Annotated in this window: 20 protein-coding genes; 13 read left to right on the top strand and 7 right to left on the bottom strand. The window is 64.1% G+C overall.

Annotated elements, in window-relative coordinates; all coding sequences use genetic code 11:
• Positions 1-29 precede the first annotated feature (29 nt).
• Positions 30-1,877: a tetratricopeptide repeat protein gene (locus B0G82_RS10655; protein ID WP_121307341.1), complete on the top strand. Its 1,848-nt coding sequence runs from the start codon at positions 30-32 to the stop codon at positions 1,875-1,877.
• A 112-nt stretch (positions 1,878-1,989) separates the two neighbouring features.
• On the opposite strand, the gene B0G82_RS10650 is transcribed toward B0G82_RS10655, so the two are convergent.
• Positions 1,990-3,291 (bottom strand): MFS transporter, encoded by a 1,302-nt coding sequence (locus tag B0G82_RS10650; RefSeq protein ID WP_116139570.1) that lies wholly within the window; start codon positions 3,289-3,291, stop codon positions 1,990-1,992.
• A gap of 299 nt (positions 3,292-3,590) precedes the next feature.
• Here B0G82_RS10650 and B0G82_RS10645 point away from each other — a divergent pair, with 299 nt between their 5' ends.
• Both B0G82_RS10645 and B0G82_RS10640 read left to right on the top strand, forming a co-directional pair.
• Positions 3,591-4,115, top strand: coding sequence for a GNAT family N-acetyltransferase (locus B0G82_RS10645; protein ID WP_116139568.1), 525 nt, complete (start codon positions 3,591-3,593; stop codon positions 4,113-4,115).
• Positions 4,116-4,417: 302 nt separating this feature from the next.
• Positions 4,418-5,524: a hypothetical protein gene (locus B0G82_RS10640; protein WP_121307340.1), complete on the top strand. Its 1,107-nt coding sequence runs from the start codon at positions 4,418-4,420 to the stop codon at positions 5,522-5,524.
• An 88-nt stretch (positions 5,525-5,612) separates the two neighbouring features.
• Here the strand turns inward: B0G82_RS10640 and B0G82_RS10635 are convergent, their stop codons facing one another.
• The 3 genes from B0G82_RS10635 to B0G82_RS10625 form a co-directional block, all read right to left on the bottom strand.
• Positions 5,613-6,338: a DUF2968 domain-containing protein gene (locus tag B0G82_RS10635; RefSeq protein ID WP_121308652.1), complete on the bottom strand. Its 726-nt coding sequence runs from the start codon at positions 6,336-6,338 to the stop codon at positions 5,613-5,615.
• 524 nt (positions 6,339-6,862) lie between these two features.
• Positions 6,863-8,359 (bottom strand): type 1 glutamine amidotransferase, encoded by a 1,497-nt coding sequence (locus B0G82_RS10630; protein WP_116139565.1) that lies wholly within the window; start codon positions 8,357-8,359, stop codon positions 6,863-6,865.
• A gap of 150 nt (positions 8,360-8,509) precedes the next feature.
• Positions 8,510-10,267, bottom strand: coding sequence for a cation:proton antiporter (locus B0G82_RS10625; RefSeq protein WP_121307339.1), 1,758 nt, complete (start codon positions 10,265-10,267; stop codon positions 8,510-8,512).
• Positions 10,268-10,472: 205 nt separating this feature from the next.
• Here B0G82_RS10625 and B0G82_RS10620 point away from each other — a divergent pair, with 205 nt between their 5' ends.
• From B0G82_RS10620 to guaD, 10 genes are all read left to right on the top strand, one after another.
• Positions 10,473-11,162 (top strand): DUF2848 domain-containing protein, encoded by a 690-nt coding sequence (locus B0G82_RS10620; RefSeq protein WP_121307338.1) that lies wholly within the window; start codon positions 10,473-10,475, stop codon positions 11,160-11,162.
• Positions 11,163-11,169: 7 nt separating this feature from the next.
• Positions 11,170-12,519: an MFS transporter gene (locus B0G82_RS10615; RefSeq protein WP_121307337.1), complete on the top strand. Its 1,350-nt coding sequence runs from the start codon at positions 11,170-11,172 to the stop codon at positions 12,517-12,519.
• Between the two features lie 208 nt (positions 12,520-12,727).
• On the top strand, positions 12,728-13,408 hold the full coding sequence (locus B0G82_RS10610; protein ID WP_116139557.1) for a GntR family transcriptional regulator: 681 nt from the start codon (positions 12,728-12,730) through the stop codon (positions 13,406-13,408).
• A 113-nt stretch (positions 13,409-13,521) separates the two neighbouring features.
• Entirely contained in the window at positions 13,522-14,901 is a 1,380-nt protein-coding gene (locus tag B0G82_RS10605; protein WP_121307336.1) for an amidase, read from the top strand.
• 123 nt (positions 14,902-15,024) lie between these two features.
• On the top strand, positions 15,025-15,534 hold the full coding sequence (locus B0G82_RS10600) for a disulfide bond formation protein B (protein WP_106283292.1): 510 nt from the start codon (positions 15,025-15,027) through the stop codon (positions 15,532-15,534).
• A gap of 380 nt (positions 15,535-15,914) precedes the next feature.
• Positions 15,915-17,462 carry a xanthine dehydrogenase small subunit gene (gene xdhA, locus B0G82_RS10595; RefSeq protein WP_181916703.1) on the top strand — a complete coding sequence of 516 codons (1,548 nt, stop codon included), beginning with the start codon at positions 15,915-15,917 and terminating at the stop codon, positions 17,460-17,462.
• On the top strand, positions 17,462-19,867 hold the full coding sequence (gene xdhB / locus B0G82_RS10590; protein ID WP_121307335.1) for a xanthine dehydrogenase molybdopterin binding subunit: 2,406 nt from the start codon (positions 17,462-17,464) through the stop codon (positions 19,865-19,867). Before xdhA ends, xdhB begins: the two co-directional genes overlap by 1 nt.
• Positions 19,868-19,963: 96 nt before the next feature.
• Positions 19,964-20,980: a xanthine dehydrogenase accessory protein XdhC gene (xdhC, locus tag B0G82_RS10585; protein WP_121307334.1), complete on the top strand. Its 1,017-nt coding sequence runs from the start codon at positions 19,964-19,966 to the stop codon at positions 20,978-20,980.
• Positions 20,981-21,062: 82 nt separating this feature from the next.
• Positions 21,063-22,115, top strand: a complete 1,053-nt coding sequence (locus B0G82_RS10580) for an adenosine deaminase (RefSeq protein ID WP_116139547.1) — start codon at positions 21,063-21,065, stop codon at positions 22,113-22,115.
• Between the two features lie 105 nt (positions 22,116-22,220).
• A complete protein-coding gene (guaD, locus tag B0G82_RS10575) occupies positions 22,221-23,594 on the top strand; it encodes a guanine deaminase (RefSeq protein WP_121307333.1) in 1,374 nt (457 codons plus the stop codon).
• A 108-nt stretch (positions 23,595-23,702) separates the two neighbouring features.
• Here the strand turns inward: guaD and B0G82_RS10570 are convergent, their stop codons facing one another.
• From B0G82_RS10570 to B0G82_RS10560, 3 genes are all read right to left on the bottom strand, one after another.
• Positions 23,703-24,176: a DUF3828 domain-containing protein gene (locus B0G82_RS10570; protein ID WP_116139544.1), complete on the bottom strand. Its 474-nt coding sequence runs from the start codon at positions 24,174-24,176 to the stop codon at positions 23,703-23,705.
• Between the two features lie 8 nt (positions 24,177-24,184).
• Positions 24,185-24,553, bottom strand: a complete 369-nt coding sequence (locus B0G82_RS10565; RefSeq protein ID WP_121308651.1) for a CHAP domain-containing protein — start codon at positions 24,551-24,553, stop codon at positions 24,185-24,187.
• A gap of 243 nt (positions 24,554-24,796) precedes the next feature.
• Entirely contained in the window at positions 24,797-26,041 is a 1,245-nt protein-coding gene (locus B0G82_RS10560; RefSeq protein ID WP_121308650.1) for an NAD(P)/FAD-dependent oxidoreductase, read from the bottom strand.
• Positions 26,042-26,045: the final 4 nt, after the last annotated feature.

The raw sequence follows: 26,045 nt of genomic DNA, 5'->3' as shown, positions 1-26,045 counted from the left end.
TCTGCCTCACCCGAATGCCATCCCCCGTCATGCAACCTGTATTTGACCGCGCTTTCGCGGCGCATCGTGACGGCCGCCTCGACGACGCCGAACGCGGCTACCGCGCGACGCTCGACGGCAATCCCGCGCACGTCGATGCGTTGCACCTGCTGGGCGTTCTGCGCCACCAGCAGGGCCAGCACGCCGAAGCCGCCGAGCTCGTGCGGCGCGCGGTGAACCTGCGTCCGGAAGACGCCGCGCTACAACTGAACCTGGGCAACGCGCTGAAAGCGCTGGGCCAGATCGACGACGCCATCGAACAGTTCCGCAATGCGCTGACGCTCGCGCCGTCGTTCCCGATGGCGCACTACAACCTCGGCAACGCGTACGCCGCCGCGGGCCGTCATGAAGACGCCGCCGACGCGTTCGAGAGGTCGTTGCGGCTGCAACCGGACGACGCTTCGTCGCACAACAATCTCGGCAATGCGCTGCACGCGCTCGGACGCCACACGGAAGCCATCGCCGCGTTCCGGCGCACGCTCGAACTGCGCCCTGGTCACGCCGGCGCGCTCAATAACATGGGCATGTCGCTGAACGCGCTCGGTCGTGCGGAAGAAGCGATCCCGTGTTTCGAGACGGCGTTGGCGGCCGAGCCGCGCTTCGTCGCCGCGCACTTTAATCTCGCCAACACCTTCGACGCCACCGGCCGCCATGCCGAGGCGGTCGCGTCGTTCAAGGCGGCGCTGAGCTTGCAGCCGAACCTGCCGCCGGCGATCTTCGGCATGGGGAATGCGCTCGCGGCATTGGGGCGCCACGCCGAGGCGCTCCCGTATCTCGAACGCGCCGTCGGTCTCGATCCGCAATTCGCGCTCGCGTGGCTGAGTCTGGGCACCGCGCACCAGGCGCTGGGCGCGCATGGCCCCGCCGTGCGTGCGCTGGATCAGGCGCTACGTCTGCGGCCCGATCTCGCCTCCGCGCATATGAACCGCGCGCTCGCGTGGCTCGCGCTGCGCGATTTCGCGCGCGGGCTGCCGGAGTACGAGTGGCGCCTGCAAACCATGGCGCAGCCGCTGATCCAGACGCTGCCGCGCTGGCACGGCGAGCCGATCGCCGAACGTACGCTGCTGGTTCACGCCGAGCAGGGTTTCGGCGACACGCTTCAGTTCGTGCGCTTCGTCCCGCTGGTCGCGCAGCGCGCGGCGCGCGTGGTGCTCGAAGTGCAGCCGCAACTGCTGCCCTTGCTGGCTCCGGCCGCGCAAGCCTGGCGCGTGACGCTGATCGCCCAAGGCACGCCGCGTCCCGCCGCCGATCTGCAATGTCCGCTGCTGAGTCTGCCGCTCGCACTCGGCACGACGTTCGACACCATTCCGGACCGCACGCCCTATCTCAGCGTGCCGCCCGCCTACGGTCGCAAATGGCGCGGGTCGCTTGGCGGCCAGGCGAAGCGCAAGATCGGCATCGCGTGGTCGGGACGCATCCAGCAAAACGAAACGCGTTCGATGCCGCTCGTCGCGCTCGATCCGCTGTTCGCACTCGACGGCATCGACTGGATCGTGCTGCAGCCCGAGTTGAGCGCCGACGAACGCGTGGCGCTCGACACGCATCCGCGGGCAGCGTCGATTCATCGCTTCGACAAGCGGATCGGCGACTTCGCGGACACGGCGGCGATCATCGAACGGCTCGACGCGGTGGTGTCGATCGACACGTCGATCGCGCACGTTGCCGGCGCGCTGCGCAAGCCACTGTGGTTGATGCTGCCGTTCGCGGCGGATTGGCGCTGGTTTGCCGGCGAAACACGCAGCCCCTGGTATCCGGGCGCGACGCTGGTGCGTCAGCCGCAACCTGGCGCGTGGGGCGATGTCGTCGAGGCCGTGGCGAATGAGTTGCGCAAGGCCTAGCGCGCACGCCGCCCGGCGAAGTCAGCCGTCGTCGCCAAGCACAAAACAAAAACCCCGCGTTCGTGAGAACGCGGGGTTTTCTCTTGCCCGAGTGAATCAGGAAGTGTGAAGCTCAGGCCGTCCGATATTGATTGCGCGATTCTGGCGTGCGATACAGCACCAACGTCGCGATCAATCCGCAAATCGCCGCCGCACCCAGGAACAGACCCGGTGCCGCCTTGTTGCCGGTGGAGTGGATCAGCAACGTCGAGATTGCCGGCGTGAAGCCGCCGATCGTCGTGGCGAGGCTGTAGGCGAGCGAGAAACCGGCGGTCCGCACTTCGACCGGCATGACTTCGGTCAGCGCCACGACCATCCCGCCGTTATAGCTGCCGTACAGGAACGACAGCCACAGTTCGACTTCCAGCAGACGCGCGAACGACGGGTCCGCCACCAGCCACTGCAGCGCCGGATACGCGGTGATGATGGTGAGGATAGTGAACGTCAGCAACACCGGACGCCGGCCGATACGGTCGGACAACGCCCCCGCGAGCGGCAACCAGATCAGATTCGACAGACCGATACAGACCGTGACGACCAGGGTATCGATCGACGACAGCTTCAGCACTTCCTTGCCGAAGGTCGGCGTGTACGCCGTGATCATGTAGAACGACACCGTGGTCATGATCACCATGCCCATGCCGCCGAGCACGATGCCCCAGTTCGCGGCCATCGTCTTCATGATCTCGCCCATCTTCGGATGGTGCTTGCGCGCCTTGAACTCCTCGGTTTCCTGCAACGAACGGCGGATCAGGAACAGGAACGGCACGATCAGGCAGCCGATCAGAAACGGCACGCGCCAGCCCCAGGCGCTCATCTGGTCGGCCGGCAACATCTTGTTGAGGAACACGCCGATCAGCGCGGCGAACACCACGGCAACCTGCTGGCTGCCCGACTGCCACGCGCAGTAGAAGCCCTTGTTGCCCTTGGTGGCGATCTCGGACAGATACACCGACACGCCGCCCAGTTCAACCCCGGCGGAAAAACCCTGCAACAGCCGGCCGCCCAGAACGAGCACCGGCGCGAGCAAGCCGATCGTCGCGTAACCCGGAATGGATGCGACCGTGAGCGTGCCGAGCGCCATCAAGCCCAGCGTGAGGATCAGGCCTTTGCGCCGGCCGTGATGATCGATGTAAGCGCCGAGGACGATCGCGCCGAGCGGCCGCATCAGGAAGCCCGCGCCGAACACCGACAGCGACAGCATCAACGACGCGAATTCGTTGCCGCTTGGAAAGTAGGTCTTGGCGATCGCCGAAGCGTAATAGCCATAAACCATGAAGTCGTACATCTCAAGGAAGTTGCCGCTGACCACGCGGAAGACTGTCTTGACTTTGGATTCTTGCGATGTGGAAGTAGCGTGTGTCGCTGTTGACATGACATTCTCTGATAAGCCTGTCGCCACGCGGGAATCGGCGACGGCAGGCAGTTGAAACGATCCACCGGTTCTGGCAAGCGGATGCCGGACGGCTGCAAGAGAACGCGCCCGGGGCGCTGCATTTTCATGCTGAACGCATTGTTGCGATATCAGGGTAAACGTTGTGATTCACGTGGTAGCTGCTCCACGTAATGTTACCGTTGAAGCCGCTGTCGCGAAATGCATACAGTTTTCTTACACAGAATAGCCGGCCGTCGCGATAACATTCGCAGCCAGGCATTCCGTTGATCACTACCCCGATGCGAACCACCCCCGCTCTTACACTGCGCCCCGCCACGCTTGCGGATGCCGCGCTCATCGCTTCGATCCACACCACCAGCTGGCAGGCCACCTATCGCAACCTGTTGCCCGACGCATTTCTCGACGGCGAAGTGACGCGCGAACGTGCGGCCTATTGGGAAGCGCGGCTGAGCGCCCCCGGCGGCGAACGCCGCATCGTGCTGATCGCCGAACTCGCCGGCGAGCCGACGGGTTTCGTCTGCGTCGAACGTCAACCGGAGTCCGCGTGGGGCGTGCTGCTCGATAACCTGCACACGCTGCCGGGCTATCAGGGCATCGGCGTCGGCAAGCTGCTCATGCGTGCCGCCAAAGACTGGGCTCGCGCGCAAGGCGAAGCGCAACTCTATCTGTATGTGCTCGAAGGGAACGCGCCGGCAATCGGCTTCTATGAGCGGCAAGGCTGGCAGTTCGTCGGCGCCGAACCGGATCATATGGGCGGCGTGGATATTACAGCGTTGCGCTACGTCTACAGACTCGATCGATAGGACAAGCATGGCTCGCTTGAGCGATGTCGAGGCCCAACTCAAGCCAAGACGATTCGACACGACCATTCGGAAATTTCCGCACTCCAACTCGACTGCATCCCGGTAGCATCCTCCACACCCCTACGGCTTCACTGAGTGACACGCCCATGCGCCCGTGTGCTTGTCCAGCACAACGCGAGTGGTCGGCGTCGACGTACGGCGTGCATGTCTGGCGTTTCACGCGCATCGCACCGAGGCCTGAGTCCCCGCAGATCCCGTGACCGCCGAGCGGCGGCCCCTTTAAGAGGCGCTGGAAACGACCGATGTCCACCATTCCTTTCACCCCGATCCAGGGCTATCTGGCCATGCCGCGCCTGCGTCCGCTGGGTCAAGTGCCGGCATCCTTCGGCCGGGACTGGGCACTGCTTCCACCGGGCTACAGTTTGCGCACGGAACTCAAGGCACTCTACGCAGCCATGCTGCGCACGTTCTGCCTGAGCGACCAGGCCATTCGCTCGCTTTGCCGATGGTCGCAGTCGGAACAACCGCGCGCGACTACGGTGCCGGCTCCGGTCCTCGAAAAACCATTCGACGCGGCCGCGCAAATGGCTGCGGCCGCTGCGGCCGTCCCGCCAGTTCTGCCGCGTGCGTATGCAACGGCGGTACGCGGGTCCGGCCATCACTGGAGTGCCTTGGCAGGCAGCGCCTGCGTGCTCGGCGGCGCTGCGATGCTTGGATGGATCGGGTTCGATCATCTGATGCATCCTGGCACCGTCACTCATATGGATGCCGCGGGCAAGGTCTCGCACGAACGCGACTCGCGGTCAGTGAAGGCTCAGCCACCGGCCGCAGTCAACGCTGGCGCCGCGGATAACGTCGCGGCAAGCAGGTCCGCGGCAGTCGCGGCATCAATGCCCGCGCTCTCGAATGCGGCGCCTGCATCCAGCTCTGCGGCGGCAGCGGCGTCGGTGTCGGTGCCTGCTTCGAACTCTGCCTCCACATTGCGCTTCGCTTCGCCGCATGTCTTCGCCGATAAGGCCGTCTCACATCGCCGTCAGGTCGTCCGCGAGCAAAGCCGCAAGCAACACGGACAAATTCATCCGCGCGTCGCGCGTTTCGTCGCCGCAAACCGACCATCGCACGCAATGGTGAGCGCCGCAGAGGTGGCACGCAGCGCGGCCCCACAGGTCGCAGCAAATGCGTCGCCAAAGCTGTCGGCTGCCGGAGCTTATTCGCCGATCGCTCCGGCTCGACTTGGCGTCGACGAATACGCGGGCGTAACCATGTCAGCTGCGACACATGTCCGCGATACCATGCCAATGCCGCGCACCGGTTCGTCAAACAATGCGTCCGGCACCAGCGGGACCGAATGGATGAACCATCTTTCACATCGACGCGTGACCGACGTTCCGGATCAATTTGCGAAGTAAGCACCCACGCGACCGCATAGACGTCGCGTAGCAAAAAAGCCCGGCCAATTCATCCACGAATTGGCCGGGCTTTTTTACGTTCATACATTTACTTCTGAATCGGCAATCCCATTTCGGTTTGCCGTTGCAGTTGCAGCACTTCGCCCTGCACCTGGCGTAGTTGCGCTTGCGCCCTTTCCTTCTCCGCGTGCAGCGTGGCCGCTTCGCCTTGCGTTTGACGCTGATAGTCGTTGACCTTGGCCTGCTGCGTGCGAGCCACTTCAAGATCGGCCTGCAAGCGTTTCGCGCGATCTTCGGACATTGCAATCACGTCTTCGATGTAGGCCTTCTGCGCCTGCAACTGCGTGCGGCGAATCTCGACATCAGCGAGTTGCGCCGTCTGCTGGGCAAAGCCCGCATAGATCGCTTCCGCGCGCGCCATGTCCTCGGACTTGATCACACGCCAGAAATGCTTGTCCTGAAATAACGCGACGTAGTACGTCATTTCCCGCGGATGGAAAAACAGACTGGCGCCATAACTGCCGTTATACGTGGTGCGCAGTTCGCTGAGCTTCGCGTCGTGAATCATCTGCATCAGTTCGGCGACATTGCCTTGCGCATCGCCGGCCGTAGGCGACGTGGCCGACGCGGTTGATGCCGCGTTGCGCAGCGCCTCGGCGACGGGCTGCGGCGTCAGGGTGTTGATGGCTGGCCGTGTACCGGCCACCGGCGCGGCCTCGTCGCCTTGCGCGGCCAGCACGAAACCGCCCTGCTGCAATAGCGCACACGAGGTCGCGAGCAGCATGGCGCGCCGTATTAATAAGGGATACTTCATACGTGCATGCTCCATGCGAATCCAAAACAGCCGCAGATTATCGCGCGGATTCGCCGTTAAGCGAAGCATTCAAACGTCACGCCGACGGACTTTAAATCGAGATAAACGGCTGACGAATGATTTGATCAAGTCGGCGCGCCCGTCGCGAAATAAACGTATCCGGATACGACGAAAATGCGACGTTCCGCCTCGTGCGAATGACTTTTAATTTGCGTGACGGTGGCACGAACTCAGCCGTAAGCGGATGCGCAATATGGAGATAGAGCGCCTGGCAGCAAGATGCGCACAGTTCGATCAAGAAAAAACTCGCATTCCTGATTATCTATCTCGGCAACAGGATGTCTGCGACTTCAAAGAACTCGTACTGCCGTATGCATCGGCAGGCCGATGCGAGAGTCGAGCAAGAAACGAATCGGAAAACAGCAGGGGAAAAACTCAAGAGGCGCACCGTTGACAACCGCAGCGGTGCGCCTCCAGCAAACGACCTACTCAGCGAGCCACCCCGCCTCGCCAGCCAGCGCGTCTTAAAACCGTGTCTCGCGCGCCACCCGCAGGAATGTATCGAGCAACGGCGTGCAGTCGAGCAACTCCGGCCCACCCGCGCGATGAAACTCCGGGTGCCATTGCACGCCCATTACGAACGGCGCGCGCCGGTATCGCACGGCTTCGATGATGCCGTCCGACGCCGACACCGCTTCGATATTGAGATCGCGGCCGAGCGTCTTGACCGCCTGGTGGTGTATCGAGTTGACGATCGCATCGCGCCGGCCCGGGAACATGTTGGCGAGCGTCGAACCGTCCGGGAAATGAATGCCGTGCCGATGCTGATCGTAGTTCTCGTTGACGTGCGTGGCCGCCGTCGGCACATCGGTGGCGATGTCCTGATACAACGTGCCGCCGAACGCCACGTTGATCAGTTGACAGCCGCGGCACACGCCGAGCACCGGCTTGCCCGACTCGACGAACTCATGCAGCAGTTCGAGTTCGTACATGTCGCGCACGCGATCGCCCGGCCATTCGTGACTGGCCGCCTGTTCCGCGTAGGACTGCGGCGAGACGTCGGCACCGCCTTGCAGCAGCAGGCCGTCGAGATGCTTCGCGTAGTCGCGCAAACGGATATTGCTCGGATGCAACATGCCCTGATGACCGACCGTCGGAATCATGAACACCAGCACGTCGCGCGACATCACCCAGTGCGCGATCGATTCCTCGAGATACTGCAAGGTCTTGCCGCGCAATCCCTTCGCACCCGGCTCGGGATGAAAAATACGCGCCGACACGCCGATGCGCAGCGTGCGCTGCGTGATCCTCTGGCCCGCGCGATCGAAAATCTGGCGCGCGCGCGCCGCGACGATGCGGCCGAACACGGTCCATGCCGAATCGTTGTGCTTCAGATAGCGCGGCGGCGACGGCGGCAAGGCGTTGGGCGGCGGCGGGTTGGACGCGGTGAAGTCGGGCGCCGCGCCGAAACCGGGCGGCGGCGAGCCCGCCCGGCGCTCGGTGGAAGCCGGAATCTCTTCGTTCACTGTAACGTCTTCGACGGAGCTCACCAGCTCGCCGTCCACGGGTTCACTGCCGACAGTTGGCGGCGGCCTCATCGCATGAACGCCGGCACGCCGCGCGTCCCGTTCATGAACTGCCGCTTCCTGCTTTGCGGTGGATGCCGCGGCCGCGCTGCGTGCTTCCGCCGCGTCGCGTTGCCGCGCCGTTTGCGGATCGGCGGGCGTGACCGCCGACGCGCTGTCGGGGTCGTCCGTCGACGATCGCACGGCAGCTTCCTCGGCAGCCGGCGTCGCAGGGGACACTGCCGGCGTGGACGTGGATGAAACATCCGGCGGCGTCACATCCTTGATCGGCGACTGGATGGCATCTTCGTGCGAGAGGGGTAGCGAGGCCGCCGGATCGGGCGGCACCGAGCCGGCTGTCGACGCACCGGGCGGAGTGCCGGACGGCGCGGGCGACGCCGAAGGCGGCGTGGGATTGCCGGGCTTGCCGGCATTTTCAGGTTTGTTTTCGCTCATGACAGTCAGACAGGCGCCTTCCACGCGAACGAATGAATATGCCCTGATTATCCGCTAGCGAGCCAAGCGCCGCAAACCCGCACACAATTGCTCACATTGTCGCGGGCGCCCCGCGGTGCTCGGCCCGGAGAACCGCGAGGCAAGTCTGACTCAAGGATCCGGCTGCTCTTCGAAAGTCTCACGCAAGGCGATCTGCATGGCCGCGTGGATTTTCACGCACCAGCGCCACACCAGCGCCAGCAGTAACGCGGCGCAAACCAGCACCGCGGCGAGCAGGCCGGTCGGCGGCAGAATGCCGCCGGAAAGCGCCGAGACCAGCAGAAACACGCCGACCATCGAGACCACCGGCACCAGATCGGAGATTGTGTAGCGGATCGCGCTCGTGAAGCGCCCCGCCGTCGCCGGTTGCACGCTGACTTCGGCAAGCAGCAAGGCAAGCGACTTGAGCTTGCGATAGACGGCGACGAGAAACGGCAGCGACACGACCAGCGCGACGCTCCATAACACCACGCGTTGCATCGGCTCTGAACTCACCCAATGTGTGAGCCACGCACTGGTAAAAGGCGCGCTATACGTCACGATCAAAAATATCGCGGCGACCAGCGCCAGGTTGACAGCGATCTGCAGAATGATCCGCCGCGTCATGCTGAACAGCGTGGGTTCGCCGCTTCCCGTGCTCAAGCTGCGCAACCATTGCCCGTACATGCCGAATACGTTCGCGAGAGTGCGCGGCATGGCGTGACCGAGGCGCTGCGTGAGCGGATCGGCCGCGCGGATCAGATACGGCGTGAACAACGTGGTCAACGCCGACACCGCCACCGCGATCGGATACAGAAACGCGCTCGTCACCTTCAGCGTCAAGCCGAGCGACGCGATGATGAACGAGAACTCGCCGATCTGCGAAACGGTCATGCCGACGCGCATCGCCGTGCGGCCATCCTTACCGGCGAGAAAGGTGCCGAGCCCGCACGACACGATCTTGCCGACGATCACCGCCACCGTGATCATCGCGATCGGCCATGCGTAGTCGATCAGCACGGCCGGGTTCAGCATCAAACCGATGGTCACGAAGAAGATCGCGGAAAAGGCGTCGCGCAGCGGCGCGATCAGATGCTCGATCCGGTGCAGATGGCGCGATTCGGCCATGATCGCGCCGATCATGAACGCGCCGAGCGCGATGCTGTAGTCGAGCTTCACGACCAGCAGACAAAAACCGAAGCAGAAGCCGAGCACGGAGACGAGCAGCATCTCGTCGCTCTTCGCGCGCGCCACGTAGTTCAACGCGCGCGGCACGACCAGAATGCCGACCACGAGCGACACCGTCATGAACAGCAGCAGCTTGCCGAGCGTGACCACGGCGACGCCCGCGCTCAACTGCCCCGTCTGCGCAATGCCCGACAGCAGCACCAGCATGGCGATGGCGAGAATGTCTTCGACGATCAGAATGCCGAACACAAGTTGCGCGAAACTCTCGCGCTTCAGGCCCAGTTCGGAGAGCGCCTTGACGATGATGGTGGTCGACGAGATCGCGAGGATCGCGCCGAGGAACAGCGAATCCATCGAACTCCAGCCGAACGCGCTGCCGATCTCGTAACCGATCCACAGCATCAGCACGATCTCGGAGAGCGCCGCGACGATCGCCGTCGCGCCGACCTTGAAGAGCTTGCGCAGGCTGAATTCGAGGCCGAGCGAAAACATCAGGAACACCACGCCGAGTTCACCGAGCGTCTGAATGGTCTGCTCGTCGTGGATCAACTGGAATGGCGGCGTGTACGGCCCGATGATCACGCCGGCCGCGATGTAGCCGAGCACCACCGGCTGTTTCAGGCGATGGAACAGCACGGTAACGACGCCGGCGAGCGCCATCACGACCGCCAGGTCCTGAATGAAGCCGATGCCATGGTGCATGGATACGTCCCTTACAAAAAGTAATATTGAAAACGCAGTTTAGCAAAGGAACGCGGCACCCCGCCGCACGTCGGCGCTCGAAGAAATGGCATTGGCGGCAAGCCGCGCCCCTCACCCGCGGCGTCCGCAAGAATGTTTTTGGCGTGCTGGACTCCGGTGAAATATCACAATAATATTTGCAGAATATTTTCCCTGGAGTTGAGTAATGCAGCAGGTGTCCTTCAATGTTGTAGACCGTTCCGGCGGCAGCTGCGCCGCGATCGCCGAGGTGAATCGCCTGACCATTGCCGGCTGGGCAGGGCGCGATCAGGCCGCGATCGAGCATCACATCGCCGAACTGGCTGAACTCGGCGTGAAGCGGCCGTCCACCACGCCGTGCTTTTACCGCCTCGGCGCGGAACTGCTGACGCAGGCCGAGCTGATCGACGTGGTCGGCGTGAAGTCGAGCGGCGAAGCCGAATGCGTGCTGGTGCAGACAAAGACGGGCTTGCTCGTCACCGTGGGTTCGGATCACACCGACCGCGAAGTCGAGGCCTACGGCGTGACCGTCTCCAAACAGGTCTGCCCGAAACCCTTGGCGCGCGACGCCTGGCGTTTCGACGACGTGGCCGGCCACTGGGATCAGCTTGAGCTACGCGCCTTCGCAGTCACCCGCACCGGCGAGCGGCGCGTCTATCAGCAAGGCAGCGTGGCATCGCTGCTGCCGGCCGCCGATCTGCTCGCGCGCGCGCCGCTCGCGCAAGGCGCGGCGATGTTCTGCGGCACGCTGGCGGTACAGGGCGGCATCGTCGGCATGGCCGACGGCGATGCGCTCGAACTCGAATTGCACGATCCCATCCTGAACCGCACGCTGCGCCACGCCTATCGCGTGCGCGCGCTACCTATCGTCGAATGAGGCATTCATGAGCTCCCCTTCGCTATCCGCCGCCGACGCGTCTTCCGACGCCTGGCTCGAAGCCGCCGCCCTGCGCAAAATCACCTGGCGCATCATGCCGTTCCTGTTTCTCGTCTACGTGCTGTCGTATCTGGACCGCGTCAACATCGGTTACGCGAAGCTGCAGTTCACCGGCGACCTCGGCTTGTCGAACGCGGCGTACGGACTCGGCGCGGGGATCTTCTTCTTCGGCTACTTCGTGTTCGAAGTGCCGAGCAATCTGCTGCTGAAGAAGTTCGGCGCGCGCGCCACGATCGCCCGCATCACGATGCTGTGGGGCCTGCTGTCGTGTCTGATGATGTTCGTACGTACGGAGACAATGTTCTACGTGCTGCGCTTTTTTCTAGGCGTCGCCGAAGCCGGGCTGGTGCCGGGCGTAGTGCTCTATCTGACCTTCTGGTTTCCGTCGGACCGCCGCGCGCGCATGGTCGCCGTGTTCATGGCGGCGATTCCGGTTGCGGGCATCATCGGCGCGCCGTTGTCGGGCTTTCTGATGTCGGCGCTGCATGAAGCGCACGGCTTGCGCGGCTGGCAGTGGATGTTCCTGATCGAAGGCATTCCGTCGATCCTCGCCGGCTTCTGGGCGCTCGCCGTGCTGCGCAACACGCCCGCCGAAGCCGCCTGGTTGAGCGACGACGAAAAGCGCGTGATTCTCGGCCGTCTTGCGCGGGAAAACAGCGCGGCCGCAGCGGCCGGCGCCGAGCATAGCCTCGCCGTGGCGTTGCGCTCGGGCCGCTTCTGGCTGCTCACGCTGATCTATTTCTGCCTCGTCACCGGCAATGCGGGCTTTTCGTTCTGGCTGCCGCAGATCGTCAAGGATCTCGGCGTGACGAACCTCGTCACCAACGGTTTCGTCACGGCGATTCCGTATCTGGCGGCGGGCATCGGCATGATCCTGATCGGGCGCTCGTCGGACATCACCGGCGAGCGGCGCTGGCACTATGCCGTGTGCTGCTTCATCGGCGCGGCGGGCCTGCTGGGCAGCGCCTCGGTGACCAACTCCATTCCGCTCGCCGTCACCGGTTTGTCGATCGCGTACATCGGCATTCTCGCGGGCTTCGGCATTTTCTGGTCGATGTCGACAACCTTCCTGCAGGGCACGGCCGCGGTCGCCGGAATCGCGGTGATCAACTCGATCGCGAATCTCGCGGGATATGTGAGCCCGTATGTGCTCGGCATCGTCAAGGACGCGACGCAGAGCGTGACGTTCGGGCTTGTGTTGATCGCGGGGGCGCTGATTGTAGGCGGGCTGGTTACGCTGATGATGCCGCGCGTCAAGGTGCAGCAAGCGGCGGCAGTCGCGCCGAGCCGCGCCTGACAGACGGCGATGGACGCGATCTGGCGACGCGCCGGCGGAGAATACGCGCGTCGTGCGAAACGAAAGCGAGCGCGGGACCGCGTTCCATTCGCGCCGCCTCTGGAGAGCGCGGGCTGATCGCCCACCAGCCGCGGCGCGCAGCCGACCCGCGTCGCGCGCGCAAAACCTTGCTCTACAATGCGGACGACATTGTCCGCTGCCACTTCACATGACGCTTTTGCAGACCGCCCGCCCTTCCACGCCCGCCCGCGCGACCGCCGCCGCGAGTCTCGCCGAGCAGGCGTATGCGTTCGTCAAGCGCGAGATCATCACCATGCGCCTGCGGCCGAGCGAGGTGCTCAACGAAGCGGAACTGATGGCGCTGACCGGCATCGGCAGGACGCCGGTTCATCAGGCGCTGCATCGGCTGGTGCACGAAGGCATGCTGACCATCATGCCGCGCAAGGGCATCATGGTCCGCCCGGTTTCGCTCGACGACGTGCTGGCGATCATCGACGTGCGTCTCGTGAACGAAAGCTACTGCGTCGAACTGGCCGCACGCCACGCGCAACAGCACGACTACGACGCGATGCAGGCGCTGCTGGACCGCTCGGCCGTGTGCGTCGCCGCGCACGATATCGAAGGCATGATGGATATCGACCGCGAGTTTCATCTGGCGATTTCGGCGGCCTCGCGCAATCCGGTGCTGGCCGACATCCTGCGCGGGCTGCATGAGCGCTCGCTGCGCTTCTGGTTCATTTCGCTGTCCGAGCCGCATCATCTGGAGGACGTGCACGAGGAACATCTCGAACTGTTTGACCTTCTGCGCAAACGCGACGCCGAAGGCGCGCGCCAATCCGTGCAAAAACATATCGAAGCGTTCCGCGCCACGCTTTTCAACCGCATCTGATCGACCGCATTCGAGCCACCGCATTCAGCTCACGCATCTAGCTCATGCATCTAGCTCATGCATTTAGCCCAACGACCGGCTTCGCCCGGTTCAACCGGATTTCTACCGACATCATGGCCACTGAATTCACGCCTTTTCCGCCGCTAGCCCAGCTTGCCGCCGACCTCGCCGCCGGACGCACCACGAGCCGCGCGCTCGCCGAGACCGCGCTCGAACGGATTGCCGATCCGGCCGGCCAGGGCGCCGCTGTCTTCATGCATGTCGACGCCGACAGCGCCCGCGCCGCCGCCGACGCACACGACCGTCTGCGTGCCGCCGGCACCGTGCTCTCGCCGCTCGCCGGGATTCCGGTGTCGGTCAAAGACCTGTTCGATATTGAAGGCCAGCCGACCCGCGCCGGTTCCACCGTGCTCGCCGACGCCCCCGCCGCCAAGGCGGACGCCGTCGCGGTCGCGCGTTTGAAGCGGGCGGGCGCGGTGCTCGTCGGCCGGACCAATATGAGCGAGTTCGCGTTTTCCGGACTTGGTTTGAATCCGCACTACGGCAATCCGCTGTCGCCGTACCAGCGCGGCGTGAAAGGCGATGAGCGGATTTCGGGCGGCTCGTCGTCGGGCGCAGCGGCTTCCGTCGCGGACGGCATGGCGGCCGTTGCGCTCGGCACCGACACCGGCGGCTCGATCCGCATTCCGGCTGCCCTGTGCGGCCTGACCGGTTTCAAACCGACCGCCGACCGGATTCCCAAACAGGGCGGCGTGCCGCTTTCGTCGACCCTCGATTCGTTCGGGCCGATCGGCGTTTCGGTGGCGTGCTGCGCGCTGGTGGACCGCATGCTGGCCGGGCTCGAGCCGCGCATTCCGGCCGCTCGGCCGCTGGAAGGCGTGCGCCTCGGTGTGCTCACCAATTTCGTTACCGACGGCGTCGAGCCGGCGGTCGCCGCGGCAATCGACACGGCGCTCAAGCATCTGGAAGCGGCCGGCGCGATCGTCAGCGAAGTGCGGTTCGCGCCGCTCGACCGTTTGCCCGAGATCAACCGCTTCGGGTTCTCGCCGATCGAAGCGTATGCGTGGCATCGTCCGTTGCTGGAAAAGCATCGCGAGCAATATGATCCGCGTGTGCTGGTGCGCATTCTGAAGGGCCAGCCGGCCAGCGCCGCCGACTATCTCGACCTGCTCGCCGAACGCGAGGCGATGTTGGCCGAAGCCGCCCGCACGTTGTGGCAACGTTTCGACGCGGTCGTCGCGCCCACGGTGCCGGTGGTGCCGCCGCGCGTCGCCGATCTGGTCGACGACGATGACGCCTTCGGCCGCACCAACGCGTTGATCCTGCGCAACCCGAGCGTGTTCAACTTCCTCGACAGCTGCGCGCTGTCGCTGCCGTGCCATCTGCGCGGCGACGCGCCGGTCGGCCTGATGCTGGCCGGCGCGCCGCACGCCGACGACGCGCTGCTGGCCATCGGCCGCGGCGCCGAAGCGGTGCTCAAGGCGATTCGCTGACCGAGCAACGCCAACGCGCTCGATCAGGAAATACGCCGTAAAAGCAGGATAAGCGGCGCGGCGGGGGTTCGCGCTAGAATCGCGGGCACCCGCCCTTTCCGTTTCGAGACAGCCACACGATCCATGAATAACGACACTGCAATGCTGCGCCGCGAGCGCTCCCTGCTGGTTCTGCTTGGCCTGATCTGCGTTGCCCTCGTGGGCGGCGCGCTGTATCTGCAGTATTTTCTGCACGAAGACCCGTGCCCGTTGTGCATCATCCAACGGTATTTCTTCCTGCTGATCGCGATCTTCGCGTTCCTCGGCGCACGTTTCAACCACTGGCGCGGCGTACGTCTGCTGGAAGTGCTGGCCGCCTTGTCGGCGCTGGCCGGCATCGTCACGGCCGCGCGTCATGTGTATGTTCAGGCGAACCCGGGCTTTAGCTGTGGCTTCGACGCACTGCAGCCGTTGGTCGACAGCTTGCCGCCCGCGCATTGGCTGCCGGGCGTGTTCAAGGTTGCCGGGTTGTGTGAGACGGCCTATCCGCCCATCCTGGGCCTGACGCTGCCGCAATGGTCGCTGGTCGCGTTTGTGGTCGCTTTCATCCCCTTGGCGCTGACGCTGGTTCGCAACCGCCGCCGGATTGCCTGACCGGCGTTCTGCCGCCCCGCGTTCACCATTCCTGAACGACTAAAGCCGGATTTTGTGCCGCCGAACGCGCGACGCGAAATCCGGCATTTTTTCGCCCCCAAACCACGCCGTCTCTGGTCCGCCAGACCGTCTATTTCCCCCGCAACGCCCCGCCCCGCCTGGTTTTCAGACTTCCGCCGGCTCACGCAACTTCCCGCCTTGCCGCGAATCGTACTTATCTCATGACCGCTTCCGAATAAGCTTCATGCGAGATGGGAAATCTTTTTGGGACAAGGTAATGCTATCTTCGGAACTGGATGGCGATCTACGTGCGCGAGGCCGGCTTCGGCGCGGCCCCATGCGTAACGCGCGCCCGGTCCGCACTGTCTTTCGGATTCGCCATGACAACGCAAACCATCCGCTTTTATCACCAGGGGTCCGTCCGTGAGGTTGCGGGCGTGCCTGCGTCGCGCACCGTGCTTCAGCACCTGCGCGAAGATCTGCATTGCACCGGCACGAAAGAAGGCTGCGCGGAAGGCGACTGCGGCGCCTGCACGGTGGTCATCGGCGAACTGGACGCGCACGGTGGCCTCGCGCTGAAAGCGGTCAATGCCTGCATCCAGTTTCTGCCGACGCTGGACGGCCGCGCGCTCTTCACCGTCGAAGATCTGCGCGCCGCCGACGGCGCCCTGCACCCCGTGCAACAGGCCATGGTCGATTGCCACGGTTCGCAGTGTGGCTTCTGCACGCCCGGTTTCGTGATGTCGATGTGGGCGCTGTACGAAAACCAGCCGGCCGCCGCCGGCCTGCCCACCCGCGATGAGATCAACGCCGCGCTCTCCGGCAATCTGTGCCGCTGCACCGGCTACCGGCCGATCGTCGACGCGTCGCAGAAAATGTTTGACTATCCGCAATTCCCGCGCGTGACGCTCGACCGCAAGGCCGTCGCGGATCAGCTGCGCGAACTGCAACGGCGCGACACCTTCGAATATTGTGCGCCCGACACGCGCGGCGCCGCGTTCGGTTCACCCACCTTTTATGCGCCGATCTCACTCGATGCGTTCGCCAGACTCCGCGCCGACCGTCCACACGCGCGACTGCTGGCCGGGAGCACCGACGTCGGCCTGTGGGTCACCAAGCAATTCCGCGATCTCGGCGACATTCTGTACATCGGCAACGTCGCCGAATTGAAGACGATCGAGCGCGATGCGCAGACGCTGACGATCGGCGCCGCTGTCACACTTGAAGAGGCGTATGCGGCACTCGCCATCGACTACCCCGAACTCGCCGAACTGTGGACGCGTTTCGCGTCGCTGCCGATCCGCAATGCCGGCACGCTCGGCGGCAACGTCGCGAACGGCTCGCCGATCGGCGATTCGATGCCGGCGCTGCTCGCGCTCGGCGCCGAAGTCGTGCTGCGTCATGGTCCAAAAACGCGCACGCTGCCGCTCGACGCCTTTTACCTCGGCTACCAGAAGACCGCGCTCGCGGCCGGCGAATTCCTCGCGGCGCTGCGCGTGCCGCGGCCGGCCGGCAATCTGCGCTTTCGTACCTACAAGGTGTCGAAGCGCTACGACCAGGACATCTCGGCCGTGTGCGCGGCGTTCGCGCTGCACCTCGGCGAAGACGGCGTGATTCAGCAAGCCCGCATCGCGTTCGGCGGCATGGCGGCGACGCCGAAGCGGGCCGCGCAGACCGAAGCCGTCCTGAACGGCGCAAGCTGGGACGAAAGCACCGCGCGGCAAGCCATGAATGCGCTGGTCGCCGACTACCAGCCGCTCACCGACATGCGCGCGTCGAGCGCGTATCGACTGAAGGTGGCGCGCAACGTGCTGTGGCGCTTCCACCTCGAAACGCGCGATGACGCGCCCCTCGCCCTCTTCGACGTGAATGCGTTCGCGTTCGAAGCCGGCGCGCCGGACGCCGCCGTTGCGAAGGAGCCGTCGTGATGAACCGCACCGATGCTTTTGTCGAACATGCCGCGAGGCACGTTGCACACGCAAGCGACGCGGCGATCGGCGTGTCGCTGCCGCATGAATCGGCCGCGCTGCACGTGAGCGGCGAAGCGACCTACACGGACGACGTGCCCGAACTGCAAGGCACGCTGCACGCGGCGCTCGGCCTGTCGCGGCATGCGCATGCGCGGATCGTGTCGATGGATCTGGACGCGGTCAGGAAAGCACCGGGCGTGATCGCCGTGCTGACTGCGGAAGATATCCCCGGCGAGAACAATTGCGGCCCCGTGCTGCACGACGACCCGATTCTCGCCGTCGACGAAGTGCTGTACCTCGGCCAACCGGTGTTCGCCGTGATCGCCGAAAGCCACGACCTCGCCCGCCGTGCCGCCGCGCTCGCAAAGAGCGACGACGTGATCCGCTACGAACCGCTCGAAGCCATCCTCACACCCGCCGAGGCCAAAGCCGCAAAGCAGTTCGTGCTGCCGCCGCTGCATCTGAAACGCGGCGAGCCGGATGCAAAGATTGCCGCAGCGCCGAACCGGATCAGCGGCACGTTCGAAGTCGGCGGGCAGGAACAGTTCTATCTGGAAGGCCAGATTGCGTACGCGGTGCCGAAGGAACTGGACGGCATGCTCGTCTACAGTTCGACGCAGCACCCGAGCGAGATGCAGCAGGTGGTCGCGCATATGCTCGACTGGCCGCAGCACAATGTGGTGTGCGAATGCCGGCGCATGGGCGGCGGCTTCGGCGGCAAGGAATCGCAATCGGCAGTGTTCGCCTGCGTGGCCGCACTCGCCGCGAAACTGCTGCGCCGTCCGGTCAAACTGCGCGCCGACCGCGACGACGATTTCATCATCACCGGCAAGCGCCACGACGCGCTCTACGCGTACGAAGCGGGCTTCGACGACAGCGGCCGCATTCTCGGCGCGCGCGTCGAAATCGCGTTGCGCGCGGGCTATTCTGCTGATCTCTCCGGCGCGGTCGCCACGCGCGCCGTCTGCCATTTCGACAATGCGTACTACCTGTCCGACGTCGATATCGTCGCGCTGTGCTGCAAGACCAACACGCAATCGAACACCGCGTTCCGCGGCTTCGGCGGTCCGCAAGGCGCGCTCGTGATGGAAGTGATGCTCGACAGCATCGCGCGTCAGTTGGACTGCGATCCGCTCGACGTGCGCCTCGCCAACTACTACGGCATCGGCGAGCGCGACACGACGCCGTACGGACAGCGCGTCGAGGACAACATCATCGCGCCGCTGACCGATGAGCTGCTCGGCACCAGCGACTATCGCGCGCGCCGCAAAGCGATTGCGGCCTTCAACGCGAGCAGTCCGGTGCTCAAGCGCGGCATCGCGTTTTCGCCGGTGAAGTTCGGCATTTCGTTCAACGTGCCGTTTCTGAATCAGGCTGGCGCGCTGGTGCACGTGTACAAAGACGGCTCGGTGCTCGTCAATCATGGCGGCACGGAAATGGGCCAAGGGCTCAACACCAAAGTCGCGCAAGTGGTCGCCAACGAGTTCGGCTTGCCGCTCTCGCGCGTGCGGGTCACGGCAACCGATACTTCCAAGATCGCGAACACGTCGGCAACCGCGGCTTCCACCGGCAGCGATCTGAACGGCAAAGCGGCCGAAGCCGCGGCAAAAACCATTCGCGCGCGGCTCGCTGAACTCGTCGCCAAACAACTCGGCGGCACGGCGAACGACGTGCAATTCGCCAACGGCGAAGTGTCAGTGAACGGTGGCGCGATGCCGTTCGAACAACTGGTCGGCGCCGCGTATCTGGCGCGCGTGCAGTTGTGGTCGGACGGTTTCTACACCACGCCGAAAGTGCATTGGGATGCGAAAACGCTGACCGGTCACCCGTTTTATTACTTCGCGTATGGTGCGGCGGTCTCGGAGGTCGTGATCGATACGCTGACCGGCGAATGGAAACTGGTGCGAGCGGACGTGCTGCACGACGCCGGGCAATCGATCAATCCGGCCATCGACATCGGTCAGGTGGAAGGCGGCTTCATTCAGGGCATGGGCTGGCTCACCACCGAAGAACTCTGGTGGAACCGTGACGGCCGCCTGATGACGCACGCGCCATCCACCTACAAGATTCCCGCAGTCAGCGACACGCCCGCCGCGTTCCACGTGCAGCTCTATCAGAACCGCAACGCCGAGCCGACCGTGTTCCGCTCGAAGGCCGTCGGCGAGCCGCCATTGCTGTTGCCATTCTCGGTGTTTCTGGCGATTCGCGACGCGATCGCGGCGGCGGTGCCGGATGCGCAGGAGGCGCCGCAATTGCGCGCGCCGGCCACGCCCGAAGCGATTCTCGACGCATTGGACGCCTTGCAGCCGCAGGCCGCGCCGCCACCGGCAACGGAACCCGCGACGACCGTCACGACCGCTTGAAAAGATAACCCCACGGCCTGACGCGACACGAACGCGCCAGGCCACACTCAACCAGCCGCACGGACACCCCGCGCGGCCACGCATGGAGAACGCCGGATGCAAGCCTGGCTGCCTGACCTGCAACAACTGCTCGCGCACGGTGACGCCGCCGTGCTGGTGACGGTCGCGCGCGTCGAAGGTTCGGCGCCCCGCGAAGCCGGCACCAAGATGATCGTCACGCGCGATTCGGCGAAACACACCATCGGCGGCGGACACCTCGAATGGAAAGCCATCGAGACCGCGCGCCAGGTGCTGCGCGACGGCATGCGCTCACCGCATATGCGCCGGCTGGAGCGTTTCGCGCTCGGCCCAAGTCTCGGCCAATGCTGCGGCGGCGCGGTGATTCTCGCATTCGAGCGGCTCGATGTGGGCGACCTCGGCTGGATCACGACGCTCGCGAAGCGCGTGGCCGCGGGCCAGTCGACGGTGCGTAGCGTATCATTCGGCCCCGCACCGGATGCGGTGATGCTGTCCGACCCCGAGCCGGGTGTCGACGCCGCCGACTGCCTGCTGTGGGACGGCGCCGGTTTCGACGACAGCGGCGCGCTGCTCACCGAAACCATCGCGCCAGGCGACTTCTCGGTGGTGCTGTTCGGCGCCGGCCACGTGGGCGCCGCGCTGGTTCGCGTGCTCGCCACGCTGCCTTGCGCGGTTCGTTGGGTCGACGAACGTGACGCGCAATTTCCGCCCGCGGAAACGCTGCATGCGCCGAACGTGAAGATCGACCCGAACGACGCTCCCGACGAAGCCATCGACCAGGCCGCGGCGAATACGTACTTCATCGTGATGACGCACAACCATGCGCTCGATCTCGAACTGGCCGAGCGCATTCTGCGGCGTGGTGACTTCGCGTTCTTCGGCATGATCGGCTCGCATAGCAAGCGCAAGCAGTTCGAACACCGGCTGGCCGCGCGCGGGATCGATCCGTCGCTGATCGCGCGGATGAAGTGCCCGCTCGGCGTGGACGGCATCGTCGACAAGTCGCCGGAGATCATCGCGATCTCGGCGGCGGCGCAGGTGCTTCAGGCCGTCGAGCAGAACGCGGGCGTGCATCACGCCACGCAGACGGTTTGATGAGCGGCGCGTGTTCGACACAACGCTCACGCATCCGGCGCGCGAAGACTCCAAAAGCGATTCAACAAACTCCTGACCGACCATGACTACAACGACTGTTACCCCCACGCCGCTGGCCGAAAAGACCGCGCTGGCACCGAAGGCCGAGTTGCACATCCATATTGAAGGTTCGCTCGAACCCGAACTGATTTTCGCGCTCGCCGAGCGTAACGGCGTGAAGCTCGCGTACGACTCGATCGACGCCCTGCGCGCCGCGTACGCATTCACCGATCTGCAATCGTTCCTCGACATCTACTATGCGGGCGCGAGCGTGCTGCTGCACGAGCAGGACTTCTACGACATGACGATGGCCTATGTCGAGCGCTGCCTCGCCGACAACGTGATTCACAGCGAAATCTTCTTCGACCCGCAGACGCACACCGAACGCGCCGTGCCGATCGCGACCGTCGTGGCGGGCATCGAACGCGCGCTCGCTGACGCGGAAAAGCGCGGCATGACGAGCAAGCTGATTCTGTGCTTCCTGCGCCATCTGTCCGAAGAAGACGCGCTCGCCACCTTCGAAGAAGCGCGGCCGTTGTTCGAGCAATACAAGCATCGCCTGATCGGCGTCGGTCTCGATTCGTCGGAACGCGGCCATCCGCCTTCGAAGTTCGAACGTGTATTCGCCAAGGCGCGCGCGCTCGGCCTCAAACTCGTGGCGCATGCCGGCGAAGAAGGCCCGCCCTCGTATATCTATGAAGCGCTCGATCTGCTGAAAGTGGACCGCGTCGATCACGGCGTGCGCAGCATCGAAGATCCGGCGCTCGTCACGCGTCTGGCCGATTCGCGCGTCGCGCTGACCGTGTGCCCGCTGTCGAACCTGAAGCTGTGCGTATTCGACGACCTGACCAAGCACACGCTGAAGGACCTGCTCGATCGCGGCGTGGCCGTCACGGTGAATTCCGACGATCCGGCTTACTTCGGCGGCTACGTGAACGCCAATTATTTCGCCACCATCGACGCGTTGAAGCTCAACGATGCCGAGGTCTACACGATCATCCGCAACAGCTTCGAAGCGTCGTTCGTCACGCCCGAGCAACGCAGCGAACTGATCGCGAAGCTCGACGCGCACTGGCACCCAAGCGGTCCGCACTGACGGGCCGAGATATCGCAGCCGGCGGCGGCACGGGCTCATGAGTGAGTCGAGGTGTTAACCGTCGTCCGGACTGTGCAGCTTTCCACAATCGGAGACGGTTTTTCCATGACTCAATCTGCCAACCCGGCCAAAGCAGCCCAATCGGCCCAAGCGGCATTCCGCGCGCAATTGCTGACCTTCAACGGCGATCCCGCGCAATCGCCCAACGCGGCGGTCTTCAACGAAGACGGTTTGTTGATCGTCGAAGACGGCCATGTCGTCGCGGCCGGCGCGTATACCGCCCTCGCGCCGCAACTCGCGTCCGGTACGCAAGTGCAGGAAATGCGCGACAAGCTGATCGTCCCGGGTTTCATCGATACGCACATTCACTATCCGCAGACGGACATGATTGCCTCGCCGGCGCCGGGTTTGTTGCCGTGGCTCGAAACGTACACGTTCCCGACCGAGCGCCGCTTCACCGATCCGGCCTACGCGCGCGACACCGCGAGCTTTTTCGTCGACGAACTGCTGGCGTGCGGCACGACCACCGCGCTCGTGTATTGCACGGTCCATAAGGAATCGGCCGACGCGCTTTTCACCGAGAGCGAAGCGCGCAATCTGCGCATGGTGGCCGGCAAGGTGCTGATGGACCGCAACTGCCCCGAGTTCCTGCGCGACACCGCGCAATCGGGCTATGACGACAGCGCCGAGTTGATCGGCCGCTGGCACAATCGCGGCCGCCAGATGTACGCGCTCACGCCGCGTTTCGCGCCAACTTCGACCGAAGCACAACTGGAAGTGTGCGGTGTGCTGGCGGGCAAGAATCCGGACATCTTCATCCAGAGCCACGTCGCGGAGAATCACGACGAAGTGAAATGGGTCGCCGATCTGTTCCCGGGCCACCGCAGCTATCTGGACATCTACGATCACTACGGTTTGCTGCGCCGTCGCGCCGTGTACGGCCACTGCATCCACCTCGACGAGGAAGACCGCAAGCGCATGGCGCAAACCGGCACGGTTGCCTCGCATTGCCCGACCTCGAACCTGTTCCTCGGCAGCGGCCTGTTCGATTTCGACAAGGCCGATGCAGCCGGCATGCCGGTCGCACTGGCCACGGACGTCGGCGGCGGCACGTCGTTCTCGATGCTGCAGACCATGAACGAGGCGCACAAGGTCGCGCGTCTGGGCGGCCATCATCTGACGGCCACGCGCATGTTCTATCTCGCGACCGCCGGCGCGGCCGAAGCGCTCGATTTGGCGGACAAGGTCGGCACGCTGAAGCCGAAGTCGGAAGCGGACTTCGTCGTGCTCGATCCGCGCGCAACGCCGCTGCTCGCGCGCCGCACCGCGCGCACTGAAACGCTCGAAGAGTTGCTGTTCGCGTTCGCACTGCTCGGCGACGATCGCGCGATCTATGAGACGTATGCGGCCGGCAAGCGCGTGCACCGTCGTGATGATGCGCGGCAGGCTGCGTCGAGCGCGGCGAGGATCGCTGCTTGAGCTGGTGAGTTACGCGGATGAATAGAAAACGGCGCTTCGATCCCGAAGCGCCGTTTTTCTTTGATGGCCGCCGCGCGTGGCTTGCGCGCTCATCACCTGGAACGACGGCTATTCGGAGCCGTTAAGGTCATCGACTTTGATGATTTTCCACTGGCCGCCCGGTTGCTTCCGCATGAATGCCAGAACCGTCTGAAGCGTGGCCTTGGTGTCGCGTCCGAGGACGACCGGAACGACAGCAGTGTCGCCGAACATTAGGGCTGGTCGTGCTTCAATATGTGCGGCCCAGTCCTTTCCGTCGTAATCCTGAACTTTCGTAAAAGGATCGCTGTCACCGGCGAACTTGTTGGCCTTGTATTCCGCGCGCAAGAACTCGACAGTCGGCTTTGCTACGTATTGGAAAATGTCTTTATCGAGCAAGGGAAATCCACGATTTTCCGAATCGCGCTTTATGTACCACGCGTAAAACGCCTTCGCGCTTGCCTCGGGCGTGGCCGATTCCCCGTGCGCCAGAGCCAGCGGGTGAAAAAGCAGACCCAAAACCATGCTGAGCGCGGCGGCGAGAACCGCTAGATATTTCTTCATTGTCGTGTTCAGTTGTGGCGGTAGATTTTGTACGGCGGTTGTACGGTCCGATATTCCTGATTCGGGTAGAAGCCGTGATATTGCTTGAAGTCCGAAACCCAGATTCGCCCGTCGAACATCGCCATATCTCCAGCAGGATGGTTCGCAATGGGCTGAATCACAACCACGTCCCCCTTTGTAAGGTAAGCGGAATTGACTTCATAGAATCCGGCGCTGATCAATGATTGTCCGTAGTCTTTCGCGTCTCGCGTTCGATCAATCATGATCCCGCCTCGCTCAATCGCCAGTCGCACAAACTTTGCGCAATGACCCGTGCTTATCACCGAGGAATGAGCGTTGACATACTGGGCGGCGGCTGTTCGATCATACGCAGGCATTCGTGGGTCCTCGAGTTTTAATTGAACCTGAATGCTAGCCACCCCCACTCGTCTTGAAATCATTTGCTGACACTTGTTTGCATTTGCACACCTTGCGCGGCGACCTCGGCACAGCGCGCCCAGATCAGGTTGGCGGAGCAACTCCGCCTTGATCGGGACTCGAATTGATTCCCAGAACTGAATAGAAAACGGCGCTTCGATCCCGAAGCGCCGTTTTCTTTTAATGCCCACCGCGAAGCCAACTCACCGCTGCATGCACACCTCATGCAACGCATTCAACCGACGCACCGGATCAGCCACATACGGATTCGTCTCGTCCCACGCATAACCCGCTAGCACCGCGCTGATCATGCGGCGAATCGACGGCGTCTGCTCCGGATAGAAAATGATGTCCTGCAACGCACCCGAATACCAGCGCTCCACAAAAGCGCGGAACGTATCGATGCCCTTGCGCAACGGCACGTCGTAAGCGGCCGACCAGTCGACCTGTTCGCCGTCCAGTTGACGATTCAAGGTTTCCACCGCGAGATGCGCCGAGCGCAACGCAATCGTCACGCCGGACGAAAACACCGGGTCGAGAAACTCGCCCGCATTGCCGAGCAGCGCGTAACCCGGCCCATGCAGACGCTCCACGTTCGCCGCATAGCCGCCGATGTGGCGAACCGGCATCAGGAACGGCGCGTTGCCGATCAAACGATTCAGCGTGGGCTCCTGCTGGATCAGCGCGCGCAGCTTCGCGTCGCGCTCCGCATCCGGCACGTCGAGGAAACTCGCCTCGGCGACACACCCCACCGACGAACGTCCGCCCGCCAGCGGAATCATCCAGAACCACACGTCGCGGTGCTCCGGGTGCGTCGCCACGCAAATCTTGTTGCGGTCGGTCACGCCGAATGGAATGCCGTCCTGCACGTGCGTGAAGATCGCGGCGCGCGTGGGCATGCGCGTCGGCGCTTCGAGGTTCAGCAGGCGCGGCAACGCACGGCCGAAGCCGCTTGCGTCGAACACGAAACGCGCTTCGATCTGATACGCGTGATCCGCTTCGTCGATCACATCGACCAAAGGCGTGGCCCCGGTATGAACCGCGCGCACCGCGTGGCCGAAGCGCACCTCGGCACCCTGCTCCGCCGCGCAGCGGATCAGAATGTCGTCGAATACCGCGCGTTCCACCTGGTAGGTGGTGCCCCAACCCGGCGAGTGCTTGTCGCGGAAGTCGAACGCCGACGACCGGTCGCGATACACGAAATGCGCGCCATTCTTGTACTGGAAGCCCGCTTCGACCACGGCCTGCAGCATGCCGGCCTCTTCGAGGTAGGCCATGCTCTGCGGCAGCAAGCTCTCGCCGATGGAAAAGCGCGGGAAGTGCTGGCGTTCCAGCACCAGCACGGAACGCCCGGTCTTGCGCAGCAAGGCCGCCGCCACCGCGCCCGCCGGTCCGGCGCCGATGATCACGACATCGACTGTCGTGCGCTTTGAAGAATGTGTACTCAAAATT

It is taken from the genome of Paraburkholderia sp. BL17N1, assembly GCF_003634175.1.
Classification (GTDB): Bacteria; Pseudomonadota; Gammaproteobacteria; order Burkholderiales; family Burkholderiaceae; genus Paraburkholderia.
This window is presented reverse-complemented; position numbering and strand designations above follow the sequence as displayed.